At 47.6% G+C, this 15758-nt stretch carries 15 protein-coding genes; 4 read left to right on the top strand and 11 right to left on the bottom strand.

The window, feature by feature from the left end; all coding sequences use genetic code 11:
* Window positions 1–119: 119 nt before the first annotated feature.
* Complete coding sequence (locus LCM10_RS08255) at window positions 120–740, bottom strand: DUF3298 and DUF4163 domain-containing protein (protein WP_224875764.1); 621 nt, start codon at window positions 738–740, stop codon at window positions 120–122.
* A gap of 126 nt (window positions 741–866) precedes the next feature.
* Between LCM10_RS08255 and LCM10_RS20620 the strand changes: the two genes are divergently transcribed.
* Both LCM10_RS20620 and LCM10_RS08250 read left to right on the top strand, forming a co-directional pair.
* Entirely contained in the window at window positions 867–989 is a 123-nt protein-coding gene (locus tag LCM10_RS20620) for a hypothetical protein (RefSeq protein WP_263621442.1), read from the top strand.
* A gap of 275 nt (window positions 990–1264) precedes the next feature.
* Window positions 1265–2041, top strand: a complete 777-nt coding sequence (locus tag LCM10_RS08250; RefSeq protein WP_224875763.1) for a GntR family transcriptional regulator — start codon at window positions 1265–1267, stop codon at window positions 2039–2041.
* Between the two features lie 539 nt (window positions 2042–2580).
* On the opposite strand, the gene LCM10_RS08245 is transcribed toward LCM10_RS08250, so the two are convergent.
* The 7 genes from LCM10_RS08245 to LCM10_RS08215 all read right to left on the bottom strand — a co-directional run bounded on the left by LCM10_RS08245 (window position 2581) and on the right by LCM10_RS08215 (window position 9544).
* Window positions 2581–3786 carry a PLP-dependent aminotransferase family protein gene (locus LCM10_RS08245; protein ID WP_224875762.1) on the bottom strand — a complete coding sequence of 402 codons (1206 nt, stop codon included), beginning with the start codon at window positions 3784–3786 and terminating at the stop codon, window positions 2581–2583.
* 115 nt (window positions 3787–3901) lie between these two features.
* Window positions 3902–5404 (bottom strand): malate:quinone oxidoreductase, encoded by a 1503-nt coding sequence (locus LCM10_RS08240; RefSeq protein ID WP_224875761.1) that lies wholly within the window; start codon window positions 5402–5404, stop codon window positions 3902–3904.
* Window positions 5405–5807: 403 nt separating this feature from the next.
* Window positions 5808–7085 (bottom strand): ammonium transporter, encoded by a 1278-nt coding sequence (locus LCM10_RS08235; RefSeq protein ID WP_224875760.1) that lies wholly within the window; start codon window positions 7083–7085, stop codon window positions 5808–5810.
* 1 nt (window position 7086) lies between these two features.
* Entirely contained in the window at window positions 7087–7488 is a 402-nt protein-coding gene (locus LCM10_RS08230; RefSeq protein ID WP_224875759.1) for a hypothetical protein, read from the bottom strand.
* A gap of 303 nt (window positions 7489–7791) precedes the next feature.
* Entirely contained in the window at window positions 7792–7986 is a 195-nt protein-coding gene (locus LCM10_RS08225) for a hypothetical protein (RefSeq protein WP_224875758.1), read from the bottom strand.
* A gap of 248 nt (window positions 7987–8234) precedes the next feature.
* Entirely contained in the window at window positions 8235–8591 is a 357-nt protein-coding gene (locus LCM10_RS08220; protein ID WP_224875757.1) for a hypothetical protein, read from the bottom strand.
* A gap of 593 nt (window positions 8592–9184) precedes the next feature.
* Window positions 9185–9544, bottom strand: a complete 360-nt coding sequence (locus LCM10_RS08215; protein ID WP_224875756.1) for a winged helix-turn-helix transcriptional regulator — start codon at window positions 9542–9544, stop codon at window positions 9185–9187.
* A 207-nt stretch (window positions 9545–9751) separates the two neighbouring features.
* Here LCM10_RS08215 and LCM10_RS08210 point away from each other — a divergent pair, with 207 nt between their 5' ends.
* On the top strand, window positions 9752–10546 hold the full coding sequence (locus LCM10_RS08210) for an SDR family NAD(P)-dependent oxidoreductase (protein WP_224875755.1): 795 nt from the start codon (window positions 9752–9754) through the stop codon (window positions 10544–10546).
* A 669-nt stretch (window positions 10547–11215) separates the two neighbouring features.
* Window positions 11216–12031 (top strand): cupin domain-containing protein, encoded by an 816-nt coding sequence (locus tag LCM10_RS08205; RefSeq protein WP_224875754.1) that lies wholly within the window; start codon window positions 11216–11218, stop codon window positions 12029–12031.
* Between the two features lie 576 nt (window positions 12032–12607).
* On the opposite strand, the gene LCM10_RS08200 is transcribed toward LCM10_RS08205, so the two are convergent.
* The 3 genes from LCM10_RS08200 to LCM10_RS08190 all read right to left on the bottom strand — a co-directional run bounded on the left by LCM10_RS08200 (window position 12608) and on the right by LCM10_RS08190 (window position 15752).
* Complete coding sequence (locus LCM10_RS08200) at window positions 12608–13207, bottom strand: nucleotidyltransferase domain-containing protein (RefSeq protein ID WP_224876379.1); 600 nt, start codon at window positions 13205–13207, stop codon at window positions 12608–12610.
* Window positions 13208–13356: 149 nt separating this feature from the next.
* Window positions 13357–14478, bottom strand: a complete 1122-nt coding sequence (locus LCM10_RS08195) for a hypothetical protein (protein ID WP_224875753.1) — start codon at window positions 14476–14478, stop codon at window positions 13357–13359.
* A gap of 11 nt (window positions 14479–14489) precedes the next feature.
* Window positions 14490–15752, bottom strand: coding sequence for a hypothetical protein (locus tag LCM10_RS08190; RefSeq protein WP_224875752.1), 1263 nt, complete (start codon window positions 15750–15752; stop codon window positions 14490–14492).
* Window positions 15753–15758: the final 6 nt, after the last annotated feature.

Below are 15758 nucleotides of genomic sequence, written 5' to 3'. Positions count from 1 at the left end.
AAAAACGCCAACTAACGACCAAAACTAGACGATTCCACCCGCACAAGCCAAGCAGCCACATCCGATAGGCAAACACCCCGACACCACTAAAAAAACCGCGGAGCATCCCCCGCGGTTCCTTACTGATTGACGGCCATACGTCCAAGCGGGCCGCTTTCCTCGATGAGATCCTGCAGGCTGTAAACAGAAATCGGAAACATCGGGAAGCCGACCACATACGGCGTGATCTCATACAGTTGAAAATAAATCACAAGCGCCTTGTCCGCCAGATAAAAATCCTGGTCGGGACGGATGCCGGTGAATTCACCGAGGAGCGGGACGTCCCGCTCCTTTATTTGCAGTGCGACCAATTCTGAAATCCTGCCAACGTAGTCGCTTCCGGGATTGAACAGATCTTTCAGCGAGCACCTTTTCCCTTTTTCAAGGTCAAAGGTCAATGACTTGATATACGTCATGCCGTGCGCTGCATGTTCATGATACGTGTAGTTCGATAAAGAGACGCTCAGGACGTTGCGCTCATTCGTTTTCACTTCATAGGATCCGAGCATTTCAGCCACGGTCGAAGGCATGTTGCCGACCTGCTCCTTGATCAGCCCCTCGGTTTCATGGACGAGGCTATGGTTGATGGATCGCTGAAGTTCACGATTCTGCATCTCCACGACCTTCGGGTAATAGACCGTCTGATTCGATCCATTGCTTACGACCCTCGTGTTGATCCTGACGGGAAAAGAAATCGGCACCTCGATCATCCCCTGTTCTTTTTTACCCCATTGTATTCAGGGGAAGATGACATGTGCGTCAAGCGTCCTTCCCTCCAGCCAAGCCGTCAAATCAGCCTCGGGTAGCGGTGCGGAGTAGAAATAGCCTTGAATCTGGGGATGTTCGATCATCTTCGTGATGAACTTGACCGGTCTCCATTCATGGAAAGCGACGTATACGAAACACAGGTGGCAATCACAACCGACAAGGCCACCATCGGGAACGAATAGTCCCCTTGCAGGATCGTTACCTGTAAAAAGAACATACCTTCGCACCTTCTTTTTTTAAAAAATAGATTCCAACCAATTCGGCACCATGACCGTTGCCGCTGCACGTTAAAGCCCCTCGGTTGTCACTCTCACGCAAACAGTCACACCAGAAAAAGGATCATCTACTAGTACTAATCGGGACAGTCACTATTTTTTTCAGAAAGTAGTGGGCAAAAGTATCCTGCTTCAACCATATAATGATGGTACCGTGCTCATAGAGAGAGGAGATGCCAATCATGAAAGAACGTGCCTCTGAAGTCGTCGGCAAACAAATCATCCGGTCCATCCTGAACGGAACCAGGCGCATCCATGAAACCCTCCCACAGGAAAGGGAGCTGGCCTTACGCTTCCAAGTGGAAAGGCCCACCATCCGAGAGGCCTTGCAGCGCCTGGAAAAAGAAGGCTGGATCACCATCCAGAAAGGCGCTCCCGCCGTCGTCAATGACTACTGGAAGCAAGGAAACATCATGACCATCGCCAACATCCTCGAGCATCACGAAGTCATACCCGATGAATTCATCGAGCACATGCTCGAACTCAGAGTATCCCTGATGCCGGCAATCATGAGGGACGCCGTCAAGCGCCAGCAATTACGGGTCATCGCCCTCTTCGTCGGAATAGAAGAGCTTGAAGACGAACCGGAAGCCTATGCAGCATTCGACTGGCGCCTGCAAACCGGCACGGCTAAACTGACCTCGAACCCCATCTACCAGCTCATCCATAACAGCTGCAGCCAAATCTATCACAAAGTCGCGGGTACCTATTTCCTCGATCCCTCCAACCGGGATGCCGCCCGTTCCTATTACGACAAGCTCCTGGACGCAGCCCTGCGCGGGGACGAATCTGCCGCAGAAGCTACGGTCCGAGCGATGATGGGGGAATGGGTGCTGCGGGGGTTTGGGTGTTGGATGAGGGTGTTGGATGAGAGTGGAGGGGATAGGTTTGGAGGATTTAGGCTTGGATGGTATGGGATTGGATTGATGGGCTTGTATGGGGTTAATGGGCTTGGTTAGGCTTGATGAGCTTGCGCTTGGATTGGCTTAGATCGGAGCGGATTGGGATTGAATGGGTCCGGTCTGGTTATTGATCCTTGGTTTCATTGGTGGTGTCTCTTTTTTGCCTGTCCACTTGCTTTTACCTTACGCGAGCTTCGAACGAACCTCGTTCTTTTTAATTAGAATCATTCTTAATAGAGCATATAATTGGAAATAGGAGCATAAATCTTAGATTGGGAGCATATATTCCGTAATTGGAGCATAAATGTCAGATTAGGAGCATATATTCCAAATTAGGATCATAAATCCCCGAAACGGAGTACATCCCCACCCCCTCGCTTATCAAAACCGGGCAACCCACCCTCTTCACCATGAAAAAAGCACCATCTTACCAACTTTATTGGGACAAACCACCCCATTCCAATACAAAACCGTCCCCCAGCCCCGCACACTACTTCCAAACCCAACGCAAAACACCCACCCACAACAAAAAAAGGCATCCACCCCCATGAATGCCTTCGCCACAACCTATCCTCACGTCACATCAAAACCATCTCTCACTTCCCACCTTCAAAACCAACCGCAGCCTCCACCACCCGACCCAACCGCTGGACGCCTTCCACGATGTCCTGCTTGCTCGCATAGCTGAACGATAGACGGAGATACTCGATTCCTTCTTCCCGGTCCAAAAAGAAATATTTTCCCGGGACATAAGAAACGCCTTCGGATAACGCCGCCGGCAGCATTCCAGACGTATCGACCCCCGGCACCCTGACCCAGACAAAATAACCGCCTTCGGGTACATACCAGCTCACCTCAGAAGGCAGCTCCCTCTTCAATTCAGAAAGCATTAACCGGCATTTCTCCTTATATACCTTCCTCAACGAAGCGAAATGCCCGTCTAGATCTGACATGCCTAGAAATGCAGCCACGCTCGCCTGGGCAAAGGGATGGCCGAGGTCCTTCTTGAACCAGGAAAGTGCACGGATGAATTCAGGACGAGCCGCGATCCATCCGATCCGGAGACCGGGCGCGACGACCTTCGAAAGCGATCCGACATAGAGTACCCGGTCACCACCCCTACTTTTCAGAGGGACCATGCCCTTTTCAAAATAAACATTTCCATACGCATCGTCCTCAATGATCAGGAAGTCATACTCTTCCGCGAGCCGGATGATGTGGTCGCGCCGTTCCTCCGTCATCGTCGTGCCCGTCGGATTCTGGAATGAGGGAATCGTATACAGGACCTTCGGAAGCGTCTCGCCATTCCTCCTGCGATCCTTCAACACTTCTTCCAGCCGGTCGGTCCGGAGTCCATGCTCATCGACTTCGACAGAAATGAAGTGCTTCGTATAGTTCTGAAAGATTTCAAGGGCCTCCATATACGTAGGTGACTCAAGGGCGACGACGGTCTCATCGTCAACGAGGACCCTGGCAATCAGGTCGATTGCCTGGCACGCACCCGATGTGATCAGCATTTCCTCGTCGTTTACTGACACGGAGCATCCATTCATCAGCTGCTGCAGGAACACGCTCAACTCCTCCATTTTCCTGCTTCCGATATAGTGAAAGGGCAAATCCTTCTCTTCGTCCAGAAGCTCTGCGACGGCTTCCTTCACCCCATCAACAGGGACAAGACCCCGATCGGGATAGCCCGAGCTGAGCCGGATGCACCCGTCCGGGATCTTCGGAAGCCATTCGCCCGGCGGTTCGTTCTCCAAAGCCGGTTTGATCTCTTTTGAAAAATACGATTCTGGTTTCATCTGATCGTTCACCTCTCCTTTCAGGGGTAGCGGTATGAAAAAGAACCTTTGATCTGACCATGGATCAAAGGTTCTTTTTTAATCAACTTCCCGGAATACCGGGATCATCTTTATTTCAGCAATAAGCTTCTTCTTTTTCGATCAGCCCGAGCGTCCTCGCCGTGGAGGCGTGGATTTCCTTGAAGAGCTCAGGGTTTTCGGAAAGTTTGATCCCGTATGATGGGATCATTTCCTTGATCTTCTGTTCCCACTCATTCATATGCTGCGGGAAGCATTTTTCCAGTACTTCGAGCATGACGTTGACAGCCGTTGACGCACCCGGTGATGCACCGAGAAGGGCAGCGACCGAGCCATCCTCCGAACTGACGACCTCTGTACCGAATTGGAGCGTACCTTTTCCTCCGTCTTCGGTGTCCTTGATGACCTGCACACGCTGGCCGGCCACGACTAGGTCCCAATCCTCAGCTTTCGCATTCGGGATGAACTCGCGCAGTTCTTCCATGCGCTGTTCTTTCGATAAAAGCACTTGCTGAATCAAATACTTGGTCAGTGACATGTTCTTGGCACCGGCTGCAAGCATCGTAAAGACATTATTCGGCTTCACCGATGTAATCAGGTCAAGGTTCGATCCCGTCTTCAGGAACTTCGGCGAGAATCCGGCGAACGGACCGAATAAGAGAGATTTTTTATTATCGATGAATCGTGTATCAAGATGCGGGACGGACATAGGTGGTGCGCCGACCTTCGCTTTTCCGTAGACCTTCGCATGATGCTGCGCCACGACGTCCGGGTTGTTGCACACCATGAATAGTCCGCTGACCGGGAAGCCCCCGATCTGCTTCGATTCAGGGATCCCTGTCTTCTGGAGCAGGTGCAGGCTTCCTCCACCGCCTCCGATGAAGATGAACTTCGCCGTGTGGGTTTCGATCCTGCCGTTATCAAGATCATGGACCTTTACTTCCCATGAACCATCCGCCGTGCGCTTGATGCCTTCGACACTGTGTCTATAATTCATCTGTACGCCTTGACTCTCGAGATGGTCAAATAACATCCGTGTCAGTCCGCCGAAGTTCACGTCCGTTCCGGAATCGATTTTGGTAGCCGCAATCGGTTCATTCGTCGTACGCCCTTCCATGATGAGCGGGATCCATTCCTTCAATTTCTCCGGATCATCCGAGAATTCCATGCCCTCGAATAACGGACTAGCTGACAGCGCTTCCAATCGTTTTTTCAAAAACGCCACATTTTCTTCACCTTGGACCAGGCTCATATGAGGGAGTGGCATGATGAAATCCTGTGGATTGCGGATGAGATTGCTTTTGACAAGATGTGACCAGAATTGCCTTGATACTTGAAATTGTTCATTCACTTTGACTGCTTTAGAGATGTCGATGGAGCCGTCTGGCTTTTCAGATGTATAGTTAAGCTCACATAACGCCGCATGACCCGTGCCAGCATTGTTCCATTCGTTCGAGCTTTCCTCGCCCGGTTCACCGAGTTTCTCGAATACATTGATTTCCCACTCTGGAGCCAACTCTTTCAATAATGACCCCAACGTCGCACTCATGACTCCTGCACCGATTAAGATAACGTCTGTTTTCTTCTGTATGCTGCTCATGATAACCTTCCTTACTTTTTATATTTTCTAAAAGAGAGCAGGCGTCCTGCTTAGATGTCACAAAAAGCAAGGCGTCACTCCAGGAACACATATTTCTGTCTCAACACTGAAGATACCATAGTCTATTATAATAATTTATGGTGGAAAATATCTACTGTTATCTGATAATTATAAACTATTTAAAGCTTATAAAAAAGGGGTAAGTCTTTTCCACATGATTCTGGACGAGATCCCTGAACTATCTGATAATTCCGATGATTCCTTGAGGGACCTCACTTTCACGGGTCTTCCCGTCAAAAATGAAACCTCCCCCGACGGCTGCATCAGGGGAGGCTCAAAGGAGATGGAAATGGATCTGCATCCTGTTTCCATTCAACGCTATTATTATATCAATATTGTTTTTTTACCCTTTTCGATCATCCGTCTCCATGTATTGATTTTCATAATGGATGAATTCATGATCCTGGTAGGCCGCAAGCACGCCATGATAGCTGATGTCGAGTCCCACTTCTTCCTCTTCTTCCGTTGAACGGACCGGAATCCAAAGGCGGATGAGTGATAACCCGAGCCAGGTCAGGCCGAAGCCCCATACGCAGAGAACGACAAGACCGACAAGCTGGACACCGAGAAGTTCCCAGTTCCCTGTGTAAAAAAGACCACTCTCGGTTGAAAACAGACCGACAGCAATCGTGCCCCAAATCCCGGAAACACCGTGGACCGGGAAGGCACCGACCGGATCATCGATTCTTCTTGATTCCAGCCAGTCCGTAGCAAACAGCATCAATAGACCGGCTACCGCCCCGATGAAGATGGCTGCATCATTGCTGACGAAGGCACAGCCGGCCGTGATCCCGACAAGACCGGCCAACGAACCATTGATGACGGCCGAAGCATCCGACCGTTTATAACGAAACAGCGTATAAAGCAACGTCGCCGCCCCACCCGATGCGGCCGACAGCATCGTCACCACGGCGATATGCCCGATTTTCACATCCGTTGCACTCAGCGTACTTCCCGCATTGAATCCGAACCAGCCGAACCAAAGCAGGAAAGCACCGACGGAAGCGAGCGGAAGATTACTCGGCAATGCGATCGTACTCGTTCCGTGAGGGGTGAACTTCCCTTTACGGGGACCGATGAACATCGCTGCCGCCAGCGCCGCGAAGCCTCCGAGCGCATGGATGACGGCGGAACCGGCGAAGTCGAGCATCCCGAGATCACCGAGCCAGCCGCCTCCCCATACCCAATGTCCGCCGATCGGATAGATGATCGCCGTCATCAGGACGGCGTACAGGATGTAGGCACGGAAATTGATCCGTTCCGCCACCGCACCCGACACAATCGAAATAACCGCAATGACGAAGGCCGCCTGGAATAACCAGAACGTATCAAGCGAAAAGGAAAAATCAAGATGGGCAAGATTCCCCCTCTGCATGAATCCACTCGTCCCGATCATCCCGAGTAGGTCCGTTCCGTACATGAGCCCGAACCCGATAAAATAGAAACAAAGGGCGCCGATCGTAATGTCGACGAACACCTTCATAATGATATTGACATTATTTTTATGCCTCACAAAGCCTGCTTCAAGAAGGGCGAAACCACCCTCCATCAATATGATCATCGCGGCTGTAAGGACAACCCAAATCGTATCCAACCCAGCATTAAGTGTCTCAATCGTCATCCTATTCACCCTGACCCTTTCTGTATTGGATGATATCGTCCGTGATCCCGCTCGCCACCTCGACCGTTTCTTCAGAGGCATCACCACCGCAAATGGATAGGACACGGTCAATCTGCACAATTCGCTGTTTGATCCCATCGATCTGCTTTAAACGCTCTTTGACATGGACCATATACTCCACTGCCTGGTGGTGACTCGGAGCCCTGCCTGCGAAAAATTTTCGCACAGGCGACAACGATTGATAGAACGCTTCTTCCGCCCTCCGTTTATCCTCATACCCCTTGATCTTCTGCTTCAACACATCGACTTCCTGTTCCTTCAGTCCCTTGATCTCCCGAAGCATCTCTATAAGCTCATCACAAGAAAAGTCCAACTCCCGATTCAACTCATCACGGATTTTCATGTAAACTCTCCTAACAATTTTATGTCATGTTTTCTAACATAATATCAATTTACAGAAAATTTGTACAGAAATTGGATTAATTTTTCTAAAAAATGAGGAGATCTTCATACCTAGTCCATTTTGCTACTTCGAATCCTTTATATGCATTCTCCGGAAAGTGGTTGTTTCACGTGGAACACTCAAACGTTATTTTTCACAAGGAACCTGTTTTGAAATGCGTGATTAACGCAAGCATAAACACAACCGGAAATACCACAAACATGAAAAAAAGCGTCACTTTCCTTAACAATGAACTCGCTTTGATCACCTTATTTCCCGTTTCAGTTTGGTTCGATTGAACTGCCTGAATAGGATGAGTTCACTCAGGAAATCCACTTCGTCCTTTCTCTGCCTTTTCAGCTCTAAAGCTTCATCGGAGTTCTTCCATACGAGAGACAGGATACTAGTGATTGCTAAAATAAAATAACTCAGTCCTGCTAAGAGGGTTTCTATATTCATGCGAGATTCCTTCCCCGATTCTTTTGATGACACAACATCAATGTTCCTCATGCTATCATAGATCGAATGACTGCCCTAGCAACGGGCACAAGCCGCGCATCTTACTATCTGCTACAGTGTATCTAGGGTGGTGAGAATATTCTTTTCATTCTCCTCATTCTTTCTTTTCTTTCTTATGTAGACAGAGCGGGTTCAATCTTCCCTCACACCTGATTCACATCAAAAGGACAAAAAAATCCATCTTTCGTTCAAGCCAGTCCGTCCGCTTCCTTATCATCTACAGGAAGCACGGTGAAAATGAACCCATACCGACAAGCTACCGCCTTGATCAAACCATGAGTTTCAAGCCTTTTGATGGCCCTCTTGATCTTTGAAGAGTGGTAATACTCCTTTTTCTGCCCATTATAAAACCAGAGATCCTCCCGTAAATACGAGATCGACCGGACGTATTGCCCTTTCCTAAGTACCATCCCCCCACACTTGACACCATCCTTCACCATCGCCTCGCTGGCGAGCAGTCCATACAACCTGAAATCTTCCGCACGATGAAACAATTCACTCCGTCTAAGCTTTCTCGGACATTTCGTCCAACCATCTGTCATCATGACATCCACCCCTATAGATTACTTCATCCTTTAAATATGGATTTGAATGAGGATTGGATACTTTTTTTGAAAAAAACGGAGGGAAAAAAACCGGAGGGAGAAAACCGGAGGGACAGGTACCGTGGTTCGGGATAAACAACCTGGTTAACGGGATTAAATGGTGGTTGATTCACCCAGGAAGCCGGGATTTCTCGTTGAATGGGTTTTCTCGATGTTTGGGAGGCTGTTTCACAATGAAGTTTCGCCTCTTGGGGCATTAATCTTTTAGTTTTGGTTGATAATCTTCGAGGTCAGACCGATAATCTTTGAGTTTGTACTGATAATCTTTCACTTTTGACCATTAATCTTTTAATTCCGCCGATTATTCCGTCACTTGGAATAATAACCCAATAAATCCCCCGCACTTCACAGACTTTCCCCCGACCTTCACACCAAAACCGAAACCATTCCGATAGGAACCAGAGGGACAGGTACCGCGGTTCGGAATCCACGGTACCTGTCCCCTTGGCTCCCCCCTTGGATCTGAACACAAAAAAAGGCCCGCGAATTGGAGAAAACGAACACTCCAATTCAAACGACCTTTTTCACACACATTATTTCTCATTAAGAATACTTTCTTCCAACACGTCGAATTTATTATCGTAATGCAATTCCAGATGTCTCTCGCCCCACGCGCACATCAAGTCGAGAATATGCTTTAATGACCAGCCATACTCCGTTAATGAATATTCGACCTTGGGTGGAACCTGATTGTAGACTTTCCTCTCGATCAATCCATCTTCCTCAAGTTCCCTTAATTGCTGGGAAAGCATCTTCTGGGAAATGCCGGGCATCATCCGCTTCAATTCACTCGGACGTTTCGTCCCCAGGATCAAATGACACATGATGACAACCTTCCACTTACCGCCAATCATTTCCAGGGTCGCTTCGACCGGTATATGATACTTCTTCATTGCAGCCTCCTTATGGGTTCAAACCCTTGAACTCATGCTATTCCTACCGTTTGGTTCCTATTTCACCAACCGGTTACTATCTCACTCAATGGTAGTATTATCACCCAAAAGTGCGTACTTCTCAAACATTTCCGCCTGCTCCATAATGACGTTACGGTCCAATGCGACCTTCTCATAAAAACAACTCATAAAGGAGAATGAATAAATATGGATTTACAATTGAAAGACAAATTGGTACTCGTGACCGGCTCAACTTCCGGAATCGGGAAAGCGACTGCTGTCAGCTTCTTAAAAGAAGGGGCAAAGGTCATTATCAATGGGCGTTCGGAGGAAAATGTCACTAAAGTCGTAGAAGAGCTCTCCACCATGGGAACGGTGTACGGAATCAGAGCGGACGTATCCATTAAAGAAGAGACAGACGATTTGATCTCGAAAATCGATGAAATCGGAGACCTGGATGCTCTCGTAAATAATACAGGCGTCTTCACCGTGAAGCCATTCACAGAAGTAACAGACGAAGAATGGCTCGAATATTATCAAATCAACGTCATGAGCGCAGTCCGTCTTTCAAGGGCGTTCCTACCTAAGATGATGGAACGCAATCAAGGAAGAATCATCAACATCGCAAGTGAAGCCGGAATCAAGCCGTATCCCGAACTTATCCCTTATGGCGTTTCAAAAACAGCCCTGATCACGTTATCAAGAGGGCTAGCTGAAGTGGCAAAAGGAACAAACGTAACGGTCAACTCTGTATTACCGGGACCAACCTGGACAGAAGGCTTCGGAACGTTCATCACCGATCTTGCAAAAGAGAACGGACAGGAATTGGATGCCTTCATCACGGACTACTTTAAAAAAGATCAGCCTACTTCACTCATTCAACGTTATGCCACAGTAGAAGAAGTAGCCGACACCATTGTCTTCCTGGCATCCGAAAAAGCTTCCGCGATCAATGGAGCTGCTCAAAAAGTCGAGGGTGGAATCATTCAGCATATTTTGTAGATTACGGTTTTAATTAGTGCGAACGTCCTCTCGGGGCGTTCTTTTTTTATCTGACAACGTAAAGATGCTGTTTAAGAGTTTTTAGGCTCCAGAACAAGCCGCGCGCTTACTATTTACTACGGTATAACTAGGGTGGTGGGAGTTTTCTTTTCTTCCTTATGGTGGATGATTCATAGAAGGCGGGATTTATCGTTAAATGAGTTATCTCAAGCCATGTTTGGGAGGCTGGTTCACAATAAAGTGACGATTTTTCACCACTTGGGGCAGTAATCTTTTAGTTTTGGTTGAAAATCTTCGAGGTCGGACAGATAATCTTTGAGTTTGTACTGATAATCTTTCACTTTTGACACTTAATCTTTCAATTCCAGCGATTATTCCGTCACTTGGTAAAATAAGTAAAAATTATTAACACACCTAATAAACTAACCTTTAAAAGATGGATAGACTTTTCACGAAACCAGAGGGACCACGGTACCTGTCCCCCTGGTTCGCTCGGCGGACCCCGCGCATGAAAGCCTGCTGTATGGGGTGCCGAAGGAGGAAGTGGGGATATTTTATAAATGGGATCACGGCTAGACCGTCTCGGACTGAGGCGGTTTTTTTATAGGTACATTACCCATACCCGTGCATAGGATAAAATGAAAATGCCTTATGAAGGGATTGAGGAAGATGTATATAGACCCGAATATGTATTCATGGCAGCAATACTATCCTTATTATGCGAATGGTCAGTATGTTAGACAGCCTGTTCACCCTGCATACCCCAATGGCGGAGCGTATGCAAACCACTTTTATGATCCGAGGTTTTTGTATGAAAATCGTGCTATTCCATTAAAAGACTACGGTCCCAATCCACTCTCACTGAATATCAATGAAGCAGCCAAACAGAACAATACGTACCGCACAGCCCTGTGGACGGGAGAACACTTGCAGGTCACGCTGATGAGCATCGACGTCGGCGATGATATCGGACTGGAGGTCCATCCTGACGTTGATCAATTCCTTCGTATTGAACAAGGTCAGGGAGTCGTCCGGATGGGTAAGGATAAAAATAATTTGACTTTTGAACGCAGTGTCGGTGATGATTCAGCCATCTTTATACCTGCCGGGACGTGGCATGATGTCATCAACACAGGCAGCACCCCGTTGAAACTGTACTCCATCTATGCCCCACCGAACCATCCATTCGGGACGGTCCATCCGACCAAAGCGGATGCGATGGAAAGTGGGAATGGAAATGGAAATAACAAAGTACACGGAAAGACTCCGGATGAATGGGTGAAGCACACGGAATTTTTAGTGAAAGAAGGCTTGGAGGACGTAAAACGAGGCATCAACGCCACGCATATCCTTCAGGAATTCATCCTCATGGGAGTACTTGTAGGGAAAGGCTACACCCCTGAAGATGCGTACAAAACGGTTGAAGAGTGGGAGCGGACCGGGGAATCGAAACTGCTACAGCAAAGTAAAAACATGGGTCGTTAAGTGTTCATCGGGCTTCACAATTAACTAAAAAATGGTCAGACTCCCGAGGAAACCTTTACAGTTTCTTACGGAGTCTGACCATTTTTTGTTATTTATATGCTTTTTCAAGCCCTCATAACCGTTGATCACCGCAGCGACCTGGAGGCCGACTGCCACTGTCAGATAAAACCACTGAAAGTTGAAGGCGTTGTTGAAGAGCACCTGGATCCAGTCGATGAATGTCGGGTTCATCGTTGAATGAGTAGTTTAAATCCATGCTTGGGAGGCTGTTTCACAATGAAGTTTTGCCTCTTCGGGCAGTAATCTTTTAGTTTTAGTCGATAATCTTCGAGGTCGGATCGAAAATCTTTTAATTTCCACTGATAATCTTTCACTTTTGACCATTAATCTTTCAATTCCGCCGATTATTCCGTCACTTGGAAAAATAATACAGAACCCAACCCACATTTATTAAACTACCCTTAAAAAGATGGACAGACTTTCCCCTGACCCTCTCCCCCCAAAACCAAAATCAAACCAAGTCTGGCTCTTTCAACAAAAATAAAAGCCGGAAATCATTTCCGGCTTCCGCTAAGATTAAATCTCGTCTGTCAGTAGATAAAATAATTTATCATAATCCTCTTGGGTTGCATCGTCAGAGAATGCATTTTTAAAAAGCCCATAAGCCCTTTCATCATGTTCTTCCAGCCAATTGAAAGATTTTTTTGGGCCAAGATACCAACAACCCTGCAATTCAAAGTAGAGTTCCAGGCTGTCCTTAAGCGCCCAGAGACGCCTGTAATTCCCTTCGAGGTCACCTTTTTTTGAGCGCAAAACCATTTTTCTCAGCCAGGTCTGTAAAAACTCTCTTTCTTGCTTCGATGGTTTTTTAGGGCCTTCATTGAACAGGCGCTCGATATCCGATAAGAACCCTCTGGCAAGACCCCTTTGATCGAGCAATATCCTTCCTTCATGGACTCGTATAAATGACGAGGGAGTGTCCATTCTTTCAGTACGATAAATCCAAGCATCTAATTGTTTACCTTCAAAGAACTCCACATCGGTTGCATCATCTTCCACAGCATCCGAAAAACAGAGAATGTCCAAATCGCTTTCTTCCGTAAAATCGCCTCTACTGTATGATCCGTATAGGATGATGGTATGACAATCATATTTTTTCATTAATAACTCTTTCACTTTATTCAATAGATTTTCGCTCATCCGTCTACTCTCCCGACTACTCAGTTGTATCAACATCCATTTTTTTCAATTTTATCACACAAGGGCTGAAAAAAAGCAGGTAAATTCATAATCGAATTAGCCTGCTTTAGTAAAAATCCCACGACCTACAACACAATATCGAGTTTCTTTTCCCTTACCCACAACCATCTGCCAATAGCAGCAGCCAGGATGATCAACACCCCATAAAGGACCGGCACCAGCCAGATCGGAAGCGTCATTCTCACGATTCCCGAGAGAAGGTACGGCAACCCGAAGATGAGAAGCGCGAGCACGACCGGGATGTGCCCTCCGATCAAGGTGATGAAATTCGGAGCGAGGTTCGAGATCGCCATTGAGACGACGGCGAGGATGAAGCCGAGTACATAAATGGCTGCGACCGACAGCACGATGTATTGAACGAACGTCAGGTTATGCCAATAAAACCCTCCGATGAACGAATTGATCGGGACATCGAAAAAGGCACCTGGATCATTTAACGAATACAGGCTCAGATAGACGGCAAGCAGGACGGTCATCACGATGAACGCCGATAGCATGCCGGCTGCGAACTTTTCCAGGAATAATCGCCGACCGGTCTCCGTTGAGTATTGAAGGTCCGGCATCCGCTTGCTCCTGTCGCTCAGGAACAAGGGGGACACGACAAGCACAACGCTGATCAAGACGACAATGGAGATGCTCCGAAAGATTTCTTCCATGTTCATCAACGACTGTTCCGTATACAAGTTAAACTGTCCCGTCTCCTTCAGTTCGTTTAACTGCTTTTTCATGGATGGATTCGCACTGCTGAGTTGATTCGTCATGATCATATCTTGATTAGATTGGTACTCCAGTAATCGCTCCCGCTCCTGAAGCTCCCAGAATAGATTTATTCCTTCTTCAAAGAGGACTTTTTCTTTCATCCTTCCACTATGCTCCTTGAACTCACTATACGACTCGATTCCAGCTTTTTTAAAATCGTCCCGGCTCTGAATGAACTCATCCGCTTTTGCGACTTCCTGTTCATATCGCCCCCTGAAATCGGCTTTTTCTGCGTCGTCCATGTGCGGACCGTATTCTTCGACCATCTCGACCCCGATCCGGTAAGAGTCGAGGGCCGGCCTGCCATTGGGGAAGACCGATATGTCAAAACTAATCAATAAATAGTAGAGGACCAAATTAACAAAAGCGAGTACGAGAAGGATCTTCCAATTAAAGATTTTCTTTATTTCCATCCATACGATGTTCATAGCATTTCTCCTTAAAGGATGTCTTGTTTCTTGAATTTTTTCATAGAACCATAGCAACACAGGATAAAGAACACTGCCCACGCGATGAGCGTATGTATTTCATAGTATTTGAACATCGTGATCCCGCTGGTTGCCATCCACCACTGATGCGGGTTCAATACGAGTGTCGACAGGGTGAACCCGGCAAGGATCTTGAATACGGACGACCCCGGCATGAAGCCCTGTACGATCAGCAAGGCGATGAAGATGACCGAAAAGGCGATCATCGCGAAATAACTGTTCTTCAGCATCACGGACAGACTGAAGGTAAAGAGGCTGAACAACAGCATGCAAACGTACGTTACGATGATGCCCAAAATCAAATAGGTCAAAAAGGAGAAATCCCACCAAGCGACATACGGAAACTGCGTCTCCCAATTGAATCCGCTGTTGATCGAGCTGTGCCATAGATGGGCATAGTCGAACACGGTAAAGTATGCACCGAGGGTAGCCGCCAGGATCACGGCCGTTACAATAGAGGATGTGATCAACGATGCAGCGAGTTTATCGATCATCAGTTTTCTGCCTCTCCGCGTCGTAAAGGTGACGAGCCCCGTACCATTCTCGAATTCAAAGGTGGCGATCAGCGCCGTCGAAAGGACAACCAGGATCAGCGCCTCGATGACGATATGCCTGAACACCTTCTTGAACAAGAGGCCGTGCATCGCATACTGCTGCCCTTCGAAAAACCACTCTTTGTATTCTCCATTCTCTTTCAACTCGGCAAACCGGTCGGAGAATGCCTTGAATCCGGACCGAAGCATCCCTGCAGCATCACCCGTCAGCCGGTAGCCAGCGATTTGCTTTTCACCCAACATTTCAACATCGAATCTGGCATAAGCCTCGTCCAATGAGCCCGCCCGGCTAGCATACATGTCCTTAAGATGAAGAGTGTAAAAGGACTGCAGCTCCTCTTCGGTATAGGAATGTTGCCGTCCGTAACTTAAGTCCGCAAACAAATCTCCCGCACGTTCATAGGTCAAGCCGGACTTTTCCTGTGCGACAGCATTCAGCCGGTCCAAATCCATTGATATTTCCTTGTTCAACCCTTGAAGGGAATCGTCCGTAATCTCCGTCCCGTACGTTCCGGCAATCCCGTTCACCACACGAAGCTCTTCTTTCACATCGGAACTATTGATAATCAAAAAGACATTCCAAGAAAGGAATAAAAGTCCTAATAGTAGGACGACCGGTGACAATAGCGCTTTTTTACATTCCAGAAAAAGTATTCTCATGAGGAT

This window comes from Rossellomorea aquimaris, from assembly GCF_020171925.1.
GTDB lineage: Bacteria > Bacillota > Bacilli > Bacillales > Bacillaceae_B > Rossellomorea > Rossellomorea aquimaris_F.
The sequence above is the reverse complement of the archived record's forward strand: the minus strand, read 5'-3'. Positions and strand labels throughout refer to the sequence as shown.